Source organism: Amycolatopsis sp. VS8301801F10 (genome assembly GCF_046195355.1).
GTDB lineage: Bacteria > Actinomycetota > Actinomycetes > Mycobacteriales > Pseudonocardiaceae > Amycolatopsis.
Genome location: NZ_CP176065.1, coordinates 7,428,908 through 7,446,586, shown reverse-complemented (window position 1 = coordinate 7,446,586; position 17,679 = coordinate 7,428,908). Strand labels below are relative to the sequence as shown.

Here is a 17,679-nt window from a genome sequence, read left to right as displayed (position 1 = left end):
GTGCCGGTCGCGTTTCCCGGGGAGTCCCCGGAGTACCGAGCCGCTCGCGACGCGCTGCTGCGGCGGGAGATCGAACTGCGCCGGCTGACCGAGGAGGTCGCCGAAGCGCGCCGCCGCCTGCCGCCCGGCGGGGAGGTTCCGCAGGATTACGTCTTCCGCCGCGTCGACCCTGGCGGCGAAGCGCCGTACGTGCGGCTGTCCGAGCTGTTTTCCCCTGGCCGGGATTCGCTCGCCGTCTACAGCTTCATGTTCGGGCCGGACCGGGCCGAGGCGTGCCCGATGTGCACGTCGTTGCTCGACGGGCTGGAGGGCGTGGCCGAGCACGTCGGCAGGCAGGCGGACTTCTGGGTGGTCGCGAGTTCGAGCACGGACCGGCTGCGGGAGTTCGCGGCCGGCCGGGGATGGCGGCGGCTGCGCCTGCTGTCCACCGCGGGCAACGACTACAACCGGGACTACTTCGGGCGCACGCCGGAGGGCCACGAAACCTCGATGCTGAACGTGTTCCGCCGGACCGGCGGGTCCGTCCGGCATTTCTGGGGCTCCGAACTGTTCTACGAGCCGCCCGAGCCCGGACAGGATTTCCGCGCGCTCGACCCGCTCGGAGCGCTGTGGAACCTGCTCGACTTCCTCCCCCAGGGGCGCGATCCGCACTGGCGCCCGAAGCTGAGCTATTCCTGACGTGCTCCCGGGAAAACCCGGTTCCCGCCCGAGGGGACCGGGTTTTCCCGTGCCCGGCTTCTCCTCCCGCGCCCGGACGCGGCGCCCGGACAGGCGAGAAGACGCTGCGCGGGATCCCCCGTGGTGTTCTGGTTCGCGCACAGTGCCGAACCGCCCGTCCGTCCACTTCGGACTCGAGCCGGGCCGACGAGGAGTTGCCATGTCCATGGGTGAGGACGAGCGCAGGACGATGACGCTGGAGGCCTTCGCCGACACCATCGTCCCCGGCGCGAAACGCAGTCCGGACGACCACGCGATCGCCGGTGCGGCAGCGGGTCCGGGCGCGGTCGAAGCGGGCGCGCTGGAGGTGCTGGAACTGCCCGCCCCGGGATTGTCCGCGGGGCTGCCCGATTTCGCCGCGCGGCTCGACGAGCACGCGACGGAATACGCCGGCCGGCACGGATTGACCCTCGACGCGGCGCTTCCGCCTTTCGTCGCGCTGCCGCATCCGCATCGCGCCCGGCTGGTCGCGAAGCTGACGGCGCCGGGGCATCCGGAGAAGGACGGCTGGGTGCTGCTCGCCTTGTTCAGCAACATGGCCTTCGACACCGCTCCGCACCTGCACACCGGCGAAGCGCTCGCGGCGGGCCACCCCGGGCTGACCGCGATGGGGTTCGCGCGGCCCGGATCCGACGGGCTGTGGCGGTTCCCGAAGTTCTCCTACCGCAGGCAGCTCGCCCGGCCGCATCCCGCCACGACGGCGTCGGGGAGCCCGGCGTGAACGCGGTGGAGAGCGTCGACGCGGTGGTGATCGGCAGCGGGTTCGGCGGCGCGATCGCGGCCTACTACCTGGCCGCCGGCGGCGCGCGGGTGGTCGTGCTGGAGCGCGGCCCGTGGCTGGCCGGCGCCGACTTCGACCACGACTACCTGCTCGGTTCCAGCTACACGCGGGTCTTCGATTTCGTCGCGGGCGACGGGATGAGCGTGCTCGGCGGCAACTGCGTCGGCGGCGGCAGCGTGGTCTATTTCGCGGCTTTGCCGCGGGCGCCGCGATTCGTGTTCGAACGCCGCGGCAGCATCGGCAGGCGGATGTGGCCTGCCGAGATCACCCGGGACACCCTGGATCCTTGGTACGATCGGGTTTCCGCGGCGATCCCGGTGTCCCAGCAGGGCTGGGACGACGTCTCCTACGCGGGCGGCCTGTGGGCCGCGGCCTGCGACCACGCCGGGGGAACGGCGAATCCGGTCCCGGTGGGCGTCGACAATTCCCTCTGCACCAACTGCAACTGGATGATGGCGGGCTGCCGGTTCGACGCGAAGCGCTCGCTGCTGTTCAACTACCTTCCCGGCGCGCTCGCGCACGGCGCCGAGATCCGGCCGCTGCACGAGGCGGAGCGCATCGCCCGCAACGACGACGGCGGCTACCGGATCCACTACGAACTGGTCGACGACGTCGACTACCGCGTGCACACCGGATCCGGCGCGATCGACGCGAAGATCGTCGTCGTCGCCGCCGGGGCCGGGGCGACGCCGGTGCTCCTGCAGCGCTCGGCCGAGGGACTGGGCGCGCTGCCGGAGGCGGTCGGCCGGTACTTCTCGGGCAACGGGGAACGGCTCAACACCGCGGTGATCGACGAGGACCGGGTGCGCGAGGTGCTCGGCCTCGACCGCGGCGACGGACGGGCGTACGAGGCCAACCAGATCGGGAAGGGCCCGGTGGTCGCCAACTGGGACCACCTCGACGGCTCGCTGCCGGAGTACTCGCGGTATTCGCTGGAGCAGCTGTACTTCCCGCCCGGGCTCGGCACGATTCTCGCGCAGGCGCCCGGGAGCCCGGCGCCGAGCTGGTTCGGGCCGGACAAGAAGAAAATGCTCGAACAGTGGCAGTCGTGGCTGACGGTCTTCTCGATGATCGAGGACGACAACGAGGGCGTTTTCGGCCCGCCGCCGCCGACCGGCAACGCGTACCGGATCTCGCAGCAGATGCTCGGCCGCGGCACGCTTTCCTACCGGCCGACCGAGAACACGCTGCGCGCCTGGGCGGAATCGGACGCCGAGGTGAAGCGGATCATCGAGGGCGCCGGGCTCGGGAAGGTCGCGCCGTGGACGAACGACCTCGTGGGCGCCTACACCGTGCACCCGCTCGCCTCGTGCCGGATCGGGGACGATCCGCGCACCTCGGCGCTGACCCCCGGCCACGAACTGCGCGGCCACCCCGGCATTTTCGTCACCGACGGCTCGGCGGTGCCGGGCGCGCTCACCGTGAATCCCGCGCTGACCATTTCCGCGCTGGCCGAACGCGCGATGCCGGGCATCCTCCGGGCGGCCCGCGAGCGGGGCGTCGACGTCAGCGACGGCGCGCCGGTCCCGGTCCCGTCCGCCGTTCCGGCGCGGCCGGGCGGAGTCTCCCGGTGAGCCTGCTCGACCGGGCGCTGCTCGCCGCCCTGCGCCGGGCGCCGTCCCGGGTCCGGCACGGTCTCGCCGGCCGGCCCGGACCCGGTCCGGCCGGCGAGGTCCGGCGGCAGATGGAGCGCGACTTCGGCCTGTTCGCGCCGCCGATCGCGCTGCACGCGTCCTCGCCGCCGGTGCTCGCGGCGGCGTGGGCGATGCTGCGGGAGACGCTGCTGCACGGCTCGGTGCCGAGGCCGGTCAAGGAAACGCTCGCCACCGAGATCTCGGCGGCGAACTCCTGCCCGTATTGCGTCGAGGTGCACGGCACGGTGCTCTCCGCGGTGACCGGCGGACAGCCCGGAGCGGGCCCGGTCGCGGAATGGGCCAGAGCGAGCGTCCGTCGGGACACCGCCCGGTCCGCGGCACTGCCGGGCACCGCGGCGCAGGCGCCGGAATTCCTGGGCGTCGCAGTGACTTTCCATTACCTCAACCGCATGGTGAACGTGTTCCTCGAGGCCTCGCCGCTGCCGCCGTCGGCGCGGGCCGGGCTGCGCGAGGGCGCGCTGCGGGCGCTCGGCCGGTCGTTGGCCGGCCCGGCGACCGCGCCGTGCCGGCCGGGGGAGGCCACGGCGCTGCTGCCGCCGGCCGCACTTCCGGGTGATTTGGCTTGGGCGGCGCCGAATCCGGTGCTCGCCGACGCCTTCGCGCGGGTCGCGGCCGCGATGGAAGCCGCGGGCGAGCGATCCGTCCCGGAACCGGTGCGCGCTGTGGTCCTGGAGCGGCTGCGGGAGTGGGACGGCGCACCGCCGGGCCTCGGGGCCGAGCTTTTCGCGCGCCTCCCGGCCGAACACGAGGCGGCGGGCCGGCTCGCGTTGCTGACGGCCTTCGCGCCGTACCGGATCGACGACGGGCTCGTCGCGCGTTTCCGGGCAACCCGCGGGACCACCGCGGCGTTGGCGGAGCTGACCGCCTGGGCGGCGTTCGCCGCGGCCCGCACGGCCGGTTCCTGGTCGGCACCGGAGGAGATGCCCGGCGGAGCGCGCCGGTGAAGAGTTGGTTCGCAGCAGAACAGACGAAAGGAAAGCCATGACGGCGATGCCCCGAGTCCTGTCCGACTTTCTCGCCGAAGGCGACGACCTCGAAGACCTGCTGGCCGGACTGGCCCCGGAGCACTGGCGGCTGCCGACACCCGCGCCGGGCTGGACGGTCGCGCACCAGGTGGCGCATCTCGCGTCGGTGTTCCGGATGGCCGCGCTGTCGGCGGGGGACCCGGAGCGGTTCGCCGCGATGGCCGCCGGGCTCAGCGACGACTTCGAGGCCAACGTCGCCGCGGCGCTCGCCGGGTACCTCGGCGATCCGCCGGACCGGCTGCTGCGCCGGTGGCGGGAGGAACGCATCGCCGCCGCGAAGGCGCTCGGCTCCGGCCCGCTGGACCGGATCGTGCCCTGGCTGGTCCGCCCGATGCCGGCGAGTTTCCTCGGCGCGGCGGGCGTGATGGAGCTGTTCGCGCACGGCCAGGACGTCGCGGACGCGGTCGGCGCGCGCCGCGAATACACCGACCGGATCGAGCATCTCGTCGGATTCGCCGTCCGCAACCGGGATTTCGGGTTCGAGGTGCGCGGGCTCGCCGCGCCGAAGGACCCGTTCCGCTTCGAACTGACCGCGCCGTCGGGAGCCCAGTGGGCGTACGGCCCGGCGGACGCGCCGCAGCGGGTGACCGGGTCCGCGGTCGACTTCTGCCTGCTGACCACGCGCCGCAGGCACCGCGACGACCTGGACGTGCGCGCGGAGGGCCGGGACGCCGACCGCTGGCTGGACGTCGCGCAGGCGTACCGGGGCCCCTCGGGCGAGGGCAGGCGTCCCGGGCAGTTCCGGATGGCCGAGGCGGACTGACATGACGACGGTTTCGGGACCGGCCAGGACGAGCTGGCGGGGAGTGCTCGCGCTGGCCGCGGCGGTGGTCGTGGCCGCTTCGGCGTGGGGTTTCTTCCGGGCGTTCGACATGTCCGGGATGGAGTCGATGGGCCCGATGGATTCCATGGGGCCGATGGATTCGATGGACTCGACGGGGTCGGCGGCCGACCGGAGGCTGCACGGCATGGCGCTGGCCGACATGCCGGAGATGTTCGTCGCCGGAGCGGCCTTGCTGCTGGCGCTGGTCGCCGCGCTGGTCCTCGGCCGGAAGCGGCCCGCGCCGGCCGTCTTGACACAGCCGACGGTGCGCGGACGGCGGATGATCGCGGCGGTCGCCACGGCCGCGCTGACGATCGACATCAGCAAGACCTCGACGCTGGGCTTCGTCATCCCCGGCCTGCGCACGGAATACGGCATCGACGCCTCGACCGCGTCGCTGCTGGCGGTGAGCGGGCTGTCCGGCACCGCGCTGGGCGCGCTGGCGTTCAGCCAGCTGGCCGAGCGCATCGGCAGGCGGGCCTGCTACCTGCTCGCCACGCTCGGGTTCACCGCGACCAGCATGTGCGGCACCATGCCGGACTTCGGCGGCAACGTGGTGATGTGCTTCCTGATGGGCATCGCGGTCGGCGGGCTGGCCCCGATGCTGATCACCGTGCTCAGCGACCTCTTCCCAGGACGCGGCAGGGGAGCGGTGGTGACCGGGCTGTCGATCGTCGCGACCGCGATCGGCTACCTGATCGCGTCCGGTTCGGCGCTGTGGCTGGAGCCGGTGTACGGATGGCGCGTGCTGTGGCTCATCGGCGCGCCGACCGGACTGCTGCTGGCGGCCGCCGCGGCGGTCATCCCGGATCGGCGGAGCGTCCCCGCGAACCCCGGGCCGGAGACGAACTGGCTGGTCCGGAACACGCTCACGACCCGGCTGCAATGGGTGTTCGCCTTCGCCATCGGCTTGACCACCTTCGGCCTGACCACGTGGGTGCCGACGCTGTCCCGCGTCGGCGGGCTCTCGCTGACCACGGCGAACGCCCTGCTGACCGGATCCGCGGTGGCGATGGTGGTGTGCGCGGGACTGCTGGTGCTCGGCTACCGCCGATTCGGCCCGACAGGCGTGACGGTCCGGCTGGCCGTGTGCACCGCGGTCCTGCTGCTGGCGCTCGCGGTGTCCGGATGGGCGGTCGCCGCGCCGTGGCTGTCGGCGGCGGTGCTGACGGTCGCCTTGCTGGGCGTCAACACGATGGCCGCGGTGTTCCTCCCGGTCGCGGCCGACGTGACCGAGGACGGCAAGCGCGGCCGCGTCGCCGGGTCGGTGTCGTTCTTCAACCGGCTGGGCGGGCTGACCGGGCCGCTGGTGCTTTCGCTGCTGGTGAAGTCGGTGACGGAGGTGCTGTGGTCGGTCGCGCTCCTGGCGCTGCTGTGCGGTTCAGTCGCGGCCTACACCAGCAGGCGGCAGCGGGTGCTGCGGAAATCCCGGGCCGGGCAGGCCTGACCGGCCGGCTTCGTCCCGGGGGCGCTGCCGGGACCGCCTCGGCGGTTCCGGCAGTACTGTCGCGGGCATGAACGCGTTCCAGGCGTGCCTCTGGGTGTTCGCGGGCGTCTGCGCCGGCTGCTGGCTGCTGTCGGTGCTCACCAGGGAGTACTCCTGGGTGGACCGGATCTGGTCGGTCGTCCCGGTGGGGTACGCCGGGATCTTCGCCGGGCACGCGGGATTCGCGGACGCCCGGCTGAACCTGCTGTTCGCGCTCGTTTTCCTGTGGGGCGCGCGGCTGACGTTCAACTACGCCCGCAAGGGCGGCTACGCGCCCGGCGGCGAGGACTACCGCTGGGCGGTGCTGCGCGGCCGGATGGCCCCGTGGCAGTTCCAGCTGTTCAACTTCTTCTTCATCACGCTCTACCAGAACGCGCTCCTGCTGCTCATCACGCTTCCCGCGGGGACCGCGCTGGAGCATCGGACGCCGCTGGGCATCGCCGACGTCGTGCTGGCCGTCGCGTTCCTGGCCTGCCTGGCCGGCGAGACGATCGCGGACCAGCAGCAGTGGAACTTCCACCAGTGGAAGAAGCGCGAGACGGCCGCCGGGCGGACTCCCGACCCGCGGTTCGCGCAGACCGGGCTCTTCCGGTTTTCCCGCCACCCCAACTTCTTCTTCGAACAAGCGCAGTGGTGGCTGGTGTTCCTGTTCGGCGTCTCCGCGGCGGGCGCGGTCACCTGGACCGTCGCCGGAGCGGTCCTGCTGACGGCGCTGTTCGCCGGTTCGACGATCTTCACCGAGAGCATCACGCTCGGCCGCTACCCGGAGTACGCGGACTACCAGCGGCGCGTTTCGCCGATCGTGCCGTGGTTCCCGCGCCGGCGTCCACTTCGGACTGAGTAGGGGCGGCTTTGTGACTGTCCTCACGCACGTGCCGTGAACCTCCCCGCGGTCCGATGAGTCGGAAAGGATACCGTTCGCCCGGTAGGGTCACGGTTCACACGACTGGGGGTAGTTTCATGATCGGTTTCGAAACCGACCTCGACGATCTGCGCAAGGCGAGCAGGTTCGTCGCGGCCGCCGGGGACGCGGCGGACACGGCACGCGGCGGCGTGCGCGGGCTGGACCTGCCCGACGCGGTCGGCCCGGCCGCCATCGTCGGCTCGATCAACCCGTTCGGCGGCGGCCCGGCCACCGCGTTCGGCGGCTCGCTCGGCATGCCCAAGGTCGCGGCGGCGTACGAAAACCACCGCGCGAAGGTGGAGGAAGCGCTCGCGAAGCTGGCCTACACGACGCACCAGGCGAGCGAAGCGCTCCAGCGGGTGGCCGAACTGTACGAAACGTCGGACGCCGACGCGCAGTCCGCGGTGCGGCGCGCGGGCGGGGAGGTGCGCTGACGTGAGCGAGCAGGAAGACTACTTCGGGCTCAGCGGCGGCGGGGAAGGCCGTCCGCGCGCGGAGCTGCTCGAAGGCATCAGCGAGGACCTGCAGAAGGGCGCCAACGACGCGCTCGACGGGCTGGAATTCCTGCGCTACGCGGAGTTCTTCAAGTTCTCCATGGCGAACGAGCTGTACGAGGCGTACCAGGACAAGGTCACCGAGGTCTTCCGGGAGTTCTCCGAGGCCGACCTCAAGGACACCGGCGGCGGCCTGCAGGCGATGATCAACTCGTACGAGCCGGTGTGGAAGAACCTCAGCCGCGGGTCGCTCACCGAACTGCGGCGGGCGAAGGAACTGCTGGGTTCGTGGCGCGGCAACGCGGCCGAGGACGTCAAGACCTATCTCGACCGGCTGTCGGAGACCTACGAGGCGCTCGCCGCCGAGATCACCGTCGTGGAGAGCGACCTCGTCGCCAGCCGGGACGCCATCTGGGCCGCGCGGGACGACCTCAGCTCGCTCGCGCTGACGTTCCGCGAGACCGCCGAGAAGTACCAGAAGGCGAAGGCCAAGGAGGGCGAGATCTCCTGGTCGAAGGTGGCGGCGGTGGCCTTCACCGGCGCGCTGGTCGGGATGCTCGCCGTGGTCGCCACCCCGGCCGGCGCCGCGGCTGTCGGGGGCGAGCTGACGATGAGCGCGGTCGGCGCGCAGGCCGCGGTCGCGGGCGCCGGAGCCGGCCTCACCGAGGTGACGGCGCAGGCGTCGGCCAAGGTCGAAGGCGACAACGCGGACGACATCTTCGAGAGCTTCCTCGGCGGCGTGGACAAGATCCGGTCGCACATGCGGGAGTCGGCGGGGCGGCTCGCGGACAAGATCCTCGAGAAGTCGGTCAACCTGCCGCCGGTCCCGAACCCGCCCGACGTGAGCCCCGGCGATTCGTTCGACCCTTCCAACTTCGAGACCTCGAACACCCCGAAGGAAACCGAAAAACGGGTCCGGGACCGCAACGTCGACATCGCGCCGGACGGTTCGGTGTCGCAGCCGCTGTCGCCGTCCGCGATGCACTGACGTGGCCGGTCCGGAAGACCTGATCCAGGCACTGTCCGCGTTGTCGGTCGAGGCGTCCTCGCCCGACAACGCGGTCACCGCCACCGTCAACACCGACGGTGTCCTCACTGGACTGAAACTGTCCGGCACGGCAAGGAATTTGCCGCCGGACGAGCTGGCCTCGCTGGTGCTGCGCACGTACGCCGAAGCGCAGCGGGAGTCGGCGAACCGGACGGCGGCCCTGCTCGCTCCACTCGGGACCCGCGGCTACGTGATGGACCGGTTGAAGTGGCGGGCCGGGTTCACGCCCGAGGTCGCGCCCGCGACGCCGGTTCCTCGACGGCCCGCTCCGCCCGCTGAGGAGCGGCCGCCTGCTTCGCCGGCCGAGGCGAAACCCGTTGCCACGCCGGTGTCTCGGCGAACGGCGGGAGGATCCGCCGCCGTGCAGGGGGAGGGCGACTACCTCCGCAACCGCACTGCCGACCCCGGGCATCCGGCGGAACCGGAACGCCCGGTGAGCGACGAGGACTGGTACGAGGCGGGCGTGCGGTTCGACGAGGCCTGGTAGCCGGTCAGCCGAGCGTTCCTTCGTCGCCGAGCAGCTTGCGCAGTCCGGGCAGGACGGCGGAAAGGTCTTTGCCAGTACGGAAAGCGACCACCGTCGTCTCGGTCTCGCCGGTGGTGCCGAACAGCGCGACCGTGTCCGCCATCGCGGCGTCGAAGGCCGCTTCCGGGTCCGTGGCCTGCCCGCGCAGCCACCGGCGAAGAACGTGGTTGTGCGCCGTGACCACTGCCGCCGCCATGAGTTCGGCGCGCAGTGCGGTGTCCTCTCCGCCGCCCATCCAGCGGTGGACGAATTCCTGGAACAGCCGCTGGTACTGCCGCGTTCCGGCGATTTCGCGCGCCCGCAGCGCGGGCACGCTGCGGGTGAGCCGGTACCGGGCCAGCGCCAGGTCGCCTTCCGCGACGTAATGCCGCAGCACCAGCCGCGCGGCTTCGGTGACCGCGACGATCGCGGTGCGCGGGTCGGATCCGGCGAGCCGGGCCTCGATCGCGCTCAGCAGCACCTCGTGGTCGGGGAAGATCACGTCCTCTTTGGACCGGAACGCGCGGAAGAACGTGCTGCGCCCGACGCCCGCGCGGTCAGTGATGTCGTCCACCGTCGTCTGGTCGTAGCCGCGTTCCTCGAACAGCGCGAACGCGGCCTCGGTCAGCCGCTGCTTGGCTGGTTTCTCGGGCATCGGGCCACCTTTCGCACGCACGCTGCGGCCAGCCTAATCCGCCGCCGCCCGGGCCGGGCACAGTGAGGTGGGCCACCCCGGTCTCGCCTACTCGCCGGTACTGAGTACCGTCATCATGAAACCAAGTACCGGAGGGATGGGTGAGGCACGTGGAGCTCGTCGGCGTGGTCGGCTGCGGCCAGATGGGGGCGGGGATCGCCGAGGTGTGCGCGCGGGCCGGCCTGGACGTCGTGGCGGTCGAATCGAGCCGGGCGGCCGCCGACGCGGGCCGGGCGCGGCTGGAGGCGTCGCTGGGCCGGGCCGAGCGCAAGGGGAAGATCGCGTCCGCGGCCGAGGTGCTGGAGCGGATCCGGATCACCGAGAACCTCGACGACCTGGCCGACCGGACGCTCGTCGTCGAGGCGATCGTGGAGAACGAGGCGGTCAAGGCGGAGCTGTTCGGGAAGCTGGACAAGATCGTCGCCGCGCCGGACGCGGTGCTGGCCTCCAACACGTCGTCGATCCCGATCATGAAGCTCGGCACCGCGACCGAGCGCCCGGCGCAGGTGCTGGGCATCCACTTCTTCAACCCGGTCCCGGTGCTGCCGCTGGTCGAACTGGTGCCGAGCCTGCTCACCGGCGACGAGACCACCGACCGCGCGCGGAAGTTCGCCGAGGAGACTCTCGGCAAGCACGCCATCCTGTGCCAGGACCGCGCCGGGTTCGTGGTGAACGCGCTGCTGATCCCGTTCATCCTCGCCGCGGTGCGCATGCTGGAGTCGGGCTTCGCGACGAAGGAGGCCATCGACGAGGGCCTCGTGCGCGGCGCCGCCCACCCGCAGGGCCCGCTCGCGCTGGCCGACCTGATCGGCTTGGACACCACGAAGGCGGTCGCGGAATCGCTGTACGAGGAGTTCAAGGAGCCGCTGTACGCGCCGCCGCCGCTGCTGGCCCGCATGGTCGACGCCGGCCTGCTGGGCCGCAAGACCGGCCGCGGCTTCTACACCTACTAGGAGATCTCCGATGAGCTTCGACCTGTTCAAAGTCAACGAGGACCACGAGGCGATCCGCGAGGCCGTCCGCGCGGTCGCCGAAGAGCAGATCGCCCCGCACGCCGCGGAGGCCGACGAACGCGAAGAATTCCCCAAGGCGTCCTACGACGCACTGGTCGCGTCCGACTTCCACGCCCCGCACGTGCCGGAACAGTACGGCGGCGCCGGCGCCGATGCCCTGGCCACCTGCATCGTGATCGAGGAAGTGGCACGCGTGTGCGCGTCGTCCTCGCTGATCCCCGCGGTGAACAAGCTCGGCAGCCTGCCGCTGATCCTGGCCGCGAACGAGGAAGTCAAGGCGAAGTACCTGCCGCCGCTGGCCTCGGGTGCGGCAGGATTCTCGTATGGACTGTCCGAACGCGACGCGGGCTCGGACACCGCCTCGATGCGGTGCCGCGCAACGCCTTCCGGCGACGACTGGATCCTGAATGGACAGAAGTCCTGGATCACCAACGCGGGATTCTCGGAGTATTACACGGTCCTGGCAGTCACTGATCCAGACGGCCGCCGCGGCGCCAACGTGACCGCCTTCGTAGTCGAGAAGTCCGACCCGGGATTCTCCTTCGGTGCCAAGGAAAAGAAACTGGGCATCAAGGGCTCGCCGACGCGTGAGCTGCTGTTCGACCAGGTGCGCATCCCGGGTGACCGCATGGTCGGCGAGCCGGGGCAGGGCCTGAAGATCGCTTTGAAGACACTGGACCACACCCGCGTGACGATCGCCGCCCAGGCCGTCGGCATCGCGCAGGGCGCCTTGGACCACGCACTGGCGTATGTCAAGGAGCGCAAGCAGTTCGGCAAGCACATCGCGGACTTCCAGGGAATCCAGTTCATGCTGGCAGACATGGCGATGGCGGTGGAGACGGCACGCCAGATGGTGTACACGGCTGCCGCCAAGTCCGAGCGAGGAGACGACGACCTGTCGTTCTTCGGCGCGGCGGCCAAGTGCCACGCCTCGGATGTGGCGATGAGCGTGACGACAGACGCGGTACAGCTGCTCGGCGGGTACGGGTACACGCGGGACTTTCCGCTGGAACGCATGATGCGGGACGCGAAGATTACGCAGATTTACGAAGGCACGAACCAAATCCAAAAGGTCGTCATGGCCCGTGCCCTGCTCAAGGGCTAGATCGATCTTGGTCCGGTAGTTCGGACGGTCCTGGTGGTCCATGATCAGGCCGCCTCTAGGCCGTCATCGGCATCAGGCCGTCCGAACACCGTGTCGATCGCCTGCCGGGCTCGCTCGTGGCTGGAGGGCACGAGATGGGTGTACGTGCGCAGTGTGAACCCCGCGTCGCGGTGCCCGAGGTACTCGGCCAGTTCCTTGATCGACACCGCCCGCGCGAGCAGGACAGAAGCGAAGAAGTGGCGCAGCGCGTGCATCCCGTCGGCTCGTCCCCGGTGGGTCAGGCCCGCTTTCCGGAATGCGCCCTGCCACACGACTTTAGTGAACAGATCTCCGGTGTAAAGCCGTCCGTTCTCTCCGGTCATCAGCAGCCGCACGGTGACCCGCTCGCCGTCCGCTTTCTGCCAGGGCAGTGTGACCGCGACGGCAGGGAAGCGGTCCTCGTGGTCGTCTATCTCAGCGAGCATGGACGGCGACAGCGGAATCGTCCGCGACCGGCCGCCCTTCGGCGGGGCGAACATCATCACGCCCTTCACCGTCTTGATCTGCCGCCGGATGTGCACGACCATCGCTTCGCGGTCCACATCGTCAGGTGAGAATCCGAGGATCTCGCCCTGCCTCAAGTCGAGTCCGCCGCCAAGCGGAACAGTGATCTTGAAGCGGTCCGGGAGTCCTTTTCGGACTTGCTCTACGCGTTTTTCCTCCCAGACCACGATGTCCGGGCTTTCGCCGACTGGGCGGCGGACAGTCTTGGCTTGGCAAGGATTCTCGCGGACGAGTCCTTGAGCGCATAGCGGCTGAACGCCTCCTCGGTGACTGCCTGACTCGGTGCCAGCCGGATCGTCATCGTCCGCGACAGCTCGATCAAGTCCTTGAGGAACCGCGTCTGCCGCAGCATCACGTCGGCATCTCCGAAGTGGTTCCGCAGCGCCTCCGACCCGATGAACATCTCCGCCTTGACTGCGCCCGCGCCGAACAGGATCCGGTTGCGTCCATGCGGCTCTCCACGACTTGGTCCAGCTTCTGCTTGTCCCGCAGGTCCGGGCCGAACACCAGGCGCGCGTACGTCTCGCCCGGGTCTGTGACCGCAGCCCGCCACTGCCGCTTGCCGGTCACCTCGTCAATGCGCTGCCGCACCGGCCGACCCGCAGCCCGGTCCTCCCGAGACTGATACTCGTTGTCCGGAATCACTTCGCCCACCATCACAAGCCCCTGCGGGAACGCGTCGTCGAAGTCGATCGCAAACCGGTGTCCCTTTTCGATAGCCATCTGCGCTCAGCGCCGTCTCTGCTTCGTGAAGTTGCTTGCCCAGAACCGCGATCGCGTCAGAGTCGACGAGAAGGACCACGGGGAACGCCTTGCCGAAGCGGATCTCCGCTCGGTTCGCGTACGTCAGCGCGCGGACGCGGATCGGCAGGTCTGCCGTCACGTGGATCTGGACCGTGTCGCGCATGTCGCCCGCGCCTAAGCCACGCGCTTGCGAGACACCTGCGCGGCCGGACCTCTCGACCAGTCGCCGAACGTCGTAGCCGTGCTTGCAGTCGTCATGTCTGCCTCCCTTGGCCTTTGTCGCCGAGCGAGTCTCGGCAACGTGCCACCCGATCTCCGCCAAAAGGCGGGACATGATCACCACGTGGCGGGACATCTTGGGACGTCCCTGGTACGGTCGAAGACGTCCCTAAAAGTCCCAAGGGGGTGCGGATGCCGAACGAACGGCTGCGTGACGCGCTGCTGCGCAACGGGCTCACGCTGGAACAGGTCGCCAAAGCGCTCAGCGTCGATCAGAAGACGGTCGAGCGGTGGATCACCAAGGGCCGCACCCCGTACCCGAAGCACCGGCACAAGATCGCCGCGATGGCACGCGAATCGGAGACCTACCTGTGGCCGGACTCCGTCGCTCCGGAACGCAGGGCCGAGACGGCCGCCGCCGAGGTCGTGAGCGTGTTCCCGCACCGCAACGCGATCCCGGTCGAGCTGTGGGACCGGCTGATCAACGACGCGTCAGAGACCGTGGAGATCCTGGTACACGCGGCCCTGTTCCTGGTCGAACGCCCGCGGTTCATCAAGGACATCGCAGCCAAAGCCGCGGCCGGCGCGAAAATCCGCCTGGCATTCGGCGACCCGGATGGCGACAGCGTCGCCCTGCGCGGAGAAGAAGAGCAACTCGGCGACGGGACGCTCCCGGCACGCGTCCGGAACGCTCTGGCGTTCTATCGACCGCTCGTCGGCGTCGAGGGGGTCGAGATGCGGTTCCACAACACGACGCTCTACAACTCCATCTTCCGCTTCGACGACGAGATGATCATCAACACGCACGTCTACGGGTTCCAAGGTGCGCACGCGCCATCCCTCCATCTGCGACGACTCTCCGCCGGGGACCTCTTCGAAACCTACTCGGAAAGCTTCGAGACCGTCTGGAACCTCGCCAAGCCCGCCACCATCTAGGAGGCACCACATGGCACGCGTCGACTACTACAACGATCCGGACGCGCCAAAGGCCAACAGCATCGCCGTCGCGGTGTCCGCCTTCATCCAAGACGAAAACGGGCGAATTTTAATGATCCGCCGTACGGACAACGACCTTTACTCCATTCCCGGCGGCCAGCTTGAGCTAGGCGAGACTCTAGTACAGGCAGCCGTACGAGAAGTCCGTGAGGAAACAGGCGCGGAGTGCAAAGTCGCAGAGGTAATCGGTCTCTACTCCGACCCGAAGCACGTCATTGCGTACGACGACGGCGAAGTACGTCAAGAATTCTCGATCTGCTTTCGCGCAAAATATTTGGGGGGAACCATTCGCGCTAGCAATGAAAGCTCTGAAGTCTTCTGGCTGCATCCAGATCTTGCAGACCAAGTAAAGATGCATCCTTCGATTCGCAAGCGAATCAAGGACGCACTCACACCCGGCACTGCTGTCACCTTCACGTGAGCAGTTAAAGCATTCACGCAAGAAAGGTTCGATTGATGCTGCGATACGGAATCAAGGAGCTACATTTCAAGGATGGTACCGCCGAACCGATACCCCCAACAGGATTGACAGTAATTGTCGGACCAAATAACGCGGGAAAGTCCGCACTCCTCCGAGAAATCAACATGGCGGTACAAAACGATGCAGTTCCACCGCAATATTCCTTCTGGCTAAGATCAATAACAGTAGAGCGCGAGCAGGATCAAACCAAGTTCGACGAATGGTTCAACAAGCTTGGAAGAAGCGTTCCATCCTGGATGCGGCACGCAAATAACAGTGACTTCGGGATCTGGGACAACAGCGGGCAGCAGTTCTTATCACGGGAGGAGGCCCGTTCGCTTTGGTTTCAAAGCCCCCATCTAGGCCTACTGGCTCGTCACGTGGTTGCACACCTAGAAGCGTCTGCCCGCGGATCCATTCCCCTATCAACAGGACCCCGCGATCCGCTGACGACAGCCTTTGATCCGATCCACAAGCTATGGGACGACCGCACCCTTGAACAATCATTCTCCCGAATGGTCAAACGTGCATTCGGGTTTGATATATGTATCAACCGGTTCACTCAGCAACTCAGACTTCTAGTCGGTTCCGTTCAGATGGGACCCGAGACCTTGCCGCCCAGCCGGGAATTGATGGAAGAGTACGCCAAACTAAAAGGTGTCGATGAACAAGGCGATGGAGTAAAGAGTTTCGTTGGAATCCTGTTAACAACCATCGCATCGGAGATGCCGCTCGTTTTAATCGACGAACCGGAGGCATTCTTACATCCTCCCCAGGCCAGACTTCTTGGAAAGTATTTGGTGGAAGAGACACCGGAAGACGGTCAAGTCCTCGTAGCAACACATAGCGGGGATGTCATTGAAGGCATACTTGATTCCAAGAATGGAAAAGAAGTAAAGATAGTTCGAGTGGCACAAAATTCGTTGGGCAACAGGAAGGTGAGTCAATTACCTCCGCATAGGGTCGCAAACCTTTGGTCGGATCCGCTGCTTCGATACTCGCGCATGCTCGATGGTTTATTCCAACGTGGAGTTATTCTCTGCGAATCCGACGGAGACTGCCGCTTCTACTCGGCTAGCTTGGACGTTCACCTATCAGGAGAAGTTGAGCATGATCTGCATTTAACGCACACGAACGGAAAGGCCAGATTTGCGAAAGCCTTACGTGAACTACGAGCTTTCGGAGTTCAATCAGCCGTAATTGGCGACATCGATATATTAAACGATAAGAAGCTTATGCGAGCTTTGATTGAAGCGGCTGGCGAAGACTGGATTTCGTGCGAGGCTGACCTAGATATACTGCTGGAAGAGGTAAAGAGCAGGGCATCTGGCGCGACAGTCCGCGACCTAAAGCCAGCAGTGCAAGGAGTAATAAATCGCCCTGATGGAAGTAGTATTAGTGACACCGAATCGTCCACGATCATCAAGGCCGTAAGGAACAAGTCGGGCTGGACGGACCTCAAACGCTCCGGCTTCTCCAGCCTTGAGGGACCGACCAGGCAAGCCACGATGAGACTAGTGAGCCGCCTTGAGCGAGCTGGAATCTTCATTGTCCCAGTAGGCGAACTTGAACGGTGGTTTCCGGATCTTAATGCAGGCCATGGACCATCTTTCGTAACAGCAGCACTTGAATCTGGCGCACACGCTACTCCAACAATCGAACTGAGGGATTTTATGCAAAAAATAGTCGATTACTTCGGCATCGAAATCGAGACAGAATGCGAGGAATAAATCGCGAAACACGCGCCCCGCGATGCGACGAATTTGTCCCTTTCCGATGGTGCTTAGCTGACAAGTACTTGCCGAACTTGGCTCTATAGGATCAAGGTGTGCGCTGCCTGCGGCGGCGCGCAACCGGTCACCTCGCGTACGGCGAGGCTCGCCGGTTGGCTGGGCGGGCCTCCGCTGGCGCTCCGGCCGGCCCGCCCGGCGAGCCCGCCGCAGAGTCGCCCCGGGTGTGCGCACCGCCGCAGACGCCGCCCACGATTCAATGAGCCAGTACCGGTCCAGCTCAACAGCAACAGCTTCCCGCGGATTCCGGCCAACACCCGCGCTCACCTCCGGCGCTGGGCTGTCCTCCTCGCGCCCGATTCTCGAATGCCGCGCCGGCAGCCTCAAGGGCGCCTACGGCGTCGCCGCGCGATGAGCGAAGCTCACCCTCGACCCCGCCAGCACGGCACTCACGATGGCAAGGGCGAGAACGACGGACAGAACAGCCAGCGCCTCCCCGCGCCTGCGCGACCGGCAGGCGCACGACAGCGACAGCCCCCGGACACCGGAGCGCTCGGGGGCTGTCCCAGGCCGTCTACAGGCCGCCGGACGTCGGGGAGAGCTGAGATTTGGCGAGAACTGTCAAGATGTGTTTGCGCAGCTCAGTGGTACTTTTCCGGCCGATCCCGCAAGTCGCTATTTATTGGGGGAGAGATCACCCAGATCTACGAGGGAACGAACCAAATCCAGCGGCTGGT

Annotated in this window: 19 protein-coding genes; 15 read left to right on the top strand and 4 right to left on the bottom strand. The window is 67.9% G+C overall.

Translation table 11 applies throughout. The features are described from left to right. The 10 genes from F9C11_RS34145 (at window position 1) to F9C11_RS34100 (ending at window position 9,420) form a co-directional block, all read left to right on the top strand. Entirely contained in the window at window positions 1-678 is a 678-nt protein-coding gene (locus tag F9C11_RS34145; protein ID WP_409181478.1) for a DUF899 family protein, read from the top strand. 205 nt (window positions 679-883) lie between these two features. Continuing rightward, window positions 884-1,438 (top strand): DUF5987 family protein, encoded by a 555-nt coding sequence (locus F9C11_RS34140; RefSeq protein ID WP_409187032.1) that lies wholly within the window; start codon window positions 884-886, stop codon window positions 1,436-1,438. Beyond that, complete coding sequence (locus F9C11_RS34135; RefSeq protein ID WP_409181477.1) at window positions 1,435-3,072, top strand: FAD-dependent oxidoreductase; 1,638 nt, start codon at window positions 1,435-1,437, stop codon at window positions 3,070-3,072. Before F9C11_RS34140 ends, F9C11_RS34135 begins: the two co-directional genes overlap by 4 nt. After that, window positions 3,069-4,097 carry a carboxymuconolactone decarboxylase family protein gene (locus F9C11_RS34130; protein WP_409181476.1) on the top strand — a complete coding sequence of 343 codons (1,029 nt, stop codon included), beginning with the start codon at window positions 3,069-3,071 and terminating at the stop codon, window positions 4,095-4,097. Before F9C11_RS34135 ends, F9C11_RS34130 begins: the two co-directional genes overlap by 4 nt. Before the next feature lie 37 nt (window positions 4,098-4,134). Beyond that, the gene (locus tag F9C11_RS34125; RefSeq protein WP_409181475.1) at window positions 4,135-4,941 is read left to right on the top strand and encodes a TIGR03084 family metal-binding protein; all 807 of its coding nucleotides are present in this window, start codon (window positions 4,135-4,137) and stop codon (window positions 4,939-4,941) included. A gap of 1 nt (window position 4,942) precedes the next feature. Continuing rightward, window positions 4,943-6,448, top strand: a complete 1,506-nt coding sequence (locus F9C11_RS34120; protein WP_409181474.1) for an MFS transporter — start codon at window positions 4,943-4,945, stop codon at window positions 6,446-6,448. A gap of 67 nt (window positions 6,449-6,515) precedes the next feature. After that, the gene (locus tag F9C11_RS34115; RefSeq protein ID WP_409181473.1) at window positions 6,516-7,331 is read left to right on the top strand and encodes a DUF1295 domain-containing protein; all 816 of its coding nucleotides are present in this window, start codon (window positions 6,516-6,518) and stop codon (window positions 7,329-7,331) included. A gap of 116 nt (window positions 7,332-7,447) precedes the next feature. Next, window positions 7,448-7,825: a hypothetical protein gene (locus F9C11_RS34110; RefSeq protein ID WP_409181472.1), complete on the top strand. Its 378-nt coding sequence runs from the start codon at window positions 7,448-7,450 to the stop codon at window positions 7,823-7,825. 1 nt (window position 7,826) lies between these two features. Further along, window positions 7,827-8,873 carry a hypothetical protein gene (locus F9C11_RS34105; RefSeq protein ID WP_409181471.1) on the top strand — a complete coding sequence of 349 codons (1,047 nt, stop codon included), beginning with the start codon at window positions 7,827-7,829 and terminating at the stop codon, window positions 8,871-8,873. Window position 8,874: 1 nt separating this feature from the next. After that, window positions 8,875-9,420, top strand: a complete 546-nt coding sequence (locus F9C11_RS34100) for a YbaB/EbfC family nucleoid-associated protein (RefSeq protein ID WP_409181470.1) — start codon at window positions 8,875-8,877, stop codon at window positions 9,418-9,420. Window positions 9,421-9,424: 4 nt separating this feature from the next. On the opposite strand, the gene F9C11_RS34095 is transcribed toward F9C11_RS34100, so the two are convergent. Beyond that, on the bottom strand, window positions 9,425-10,093 hold the full coding sequence (locus F9C11_RS34095; RefSeq protein WP_409181469.1) for a TetR/AcrR family transcriptional regulator: 669 nt from the start codon (window positions 10,091-10,093) through the stop codon (window positions 9,425-9,427). 140 nt (window positions 10,094-10,233) lie between these two features. On the opposite strand from F9C11_RS34095, the gene F9C11_RS34090 reads away from it, so the two are divergent. Together F9C11_RS34090 and F9C11_RS34085 are read left to right on the top strand one after the other, a co-directional pair. Beyond that, window positions 10,234-11,085: a 3-hydroxybutyryl-CoA dehydrogenase gene (locus F9C11_RS34090; RefSeq protein ID WP_009076557.1), complete on the top strand. Its 852-nt coding sequence runs from the start codon at window positions 10,234-10,236 to the stop codon at window positions 11,083-11,085. 10 nt (window positions 11,086-11,095) lie between these two features. Beyond that, window positions 11,096-12,250 (top strand): acyl-CoA dehydrogenase family protein, encoded by a 1,155-nt coding sequence (locus tag F9C11_RS34085; protein WP_409181468.1) that lies wholly within the window; start codon window positions 11,096-11,098, stop codon window positions 12,248-12,250. Window positions 12,251-12,294: 44 nt separating this feature from the next. Here the strand turns inward: F9C11_RS34085 and F9C11_RS34080 are convergent, their stop codons facing one another. From F9C11_RS34080 to F9C11_RS34070, 3 genes are read right to left on the bottom strand one after another with little or no spacing between them, the layout of a single operon-like run. After that, complete coding sequence (locus tag F9C11_RS34080; protein WP_409181467.1) at window positions 12,295-12,960, bottom strand: site-specific integrase; 666 nt, start codon at window positions 12,958-12,960, stop codon at window positions 12,295-12,297. Further along, window positions 12,936-13,196 (bottom strand): hypothetical protein, encoded by a 261-nt coding sequence (locus F9C11_RS34075; protein WP_409181466.1) that lies wholly within the window; start codon window positions 13,194-13,196, stop codon window positions 12,936-12,938. The genes F9C11_RS34080 and F9C11_RS34075 overlap by 25 nt, the downstream gene beginning before the upstream one ends. Beyond that, entirely contained in the window at window positions 13,145-13,516 is a 372-nt protein-coding gene (locus F9C11_RS34070; RefSeq protein ID WP_409181465.1) for a hypothetical protein, read from the bottom strand. The genes F9C11_RS34075 and F9C11_RS34070 overlap by 52 nt, the downstream gene beginning before the upstream one ends. 432 nt (window positions 13,517-13,948) lie before the next feature. On the opposite strand from F9C11_RS34070, the gene F9C11_RS34065 reads away from it, so the two are divergent. From F9C11_RS34065 to F9C11_RS34055, 3 genes are read left to right on the top strand one after another with little or no spacing between them, the layout of a single operon-like run. Then, window positions 13,949-14,692, top strand: coding sequence for a helix-turn-helix transcriptional regulator (locus F9C11_RS34065; RefSeq protein ID WP_116199256.1), 744 nt, complete (start codon window positions 13,949-13,951; stop codon window positions 14,690-14,692). Window positions 14,693-14,702: 10 nt separating this feature from the next. Continuing rightward, window positions 14,703-15,173 carry an NUDIX hydrolase gene (locus tag F9C11_RS34060; RefSeq protein ID WP_409181464.1) on the top strand — a complete coding sequence of 157 codons (471 nt, stop codon included), beginning with the start codon at window positions 14,703-14,705 and terminating at the stop codon, window positions 15,171-15,173. A 35-nt stretch (window positions 15,174-15,208) separates the two neighbouring features. Continuing rightward, a complete protein-coding gene (locus F9C11_RS34055; RefSeq protein ID WP_409181463.1) occupies window positions 15,209-16,942 on the top strand; it encodes an ATP-dependent nuclease in 1,734 nt (577 codons plus the stop codon). Window positions 16,943-17,679: the final 737 nt, after the last annotated feature.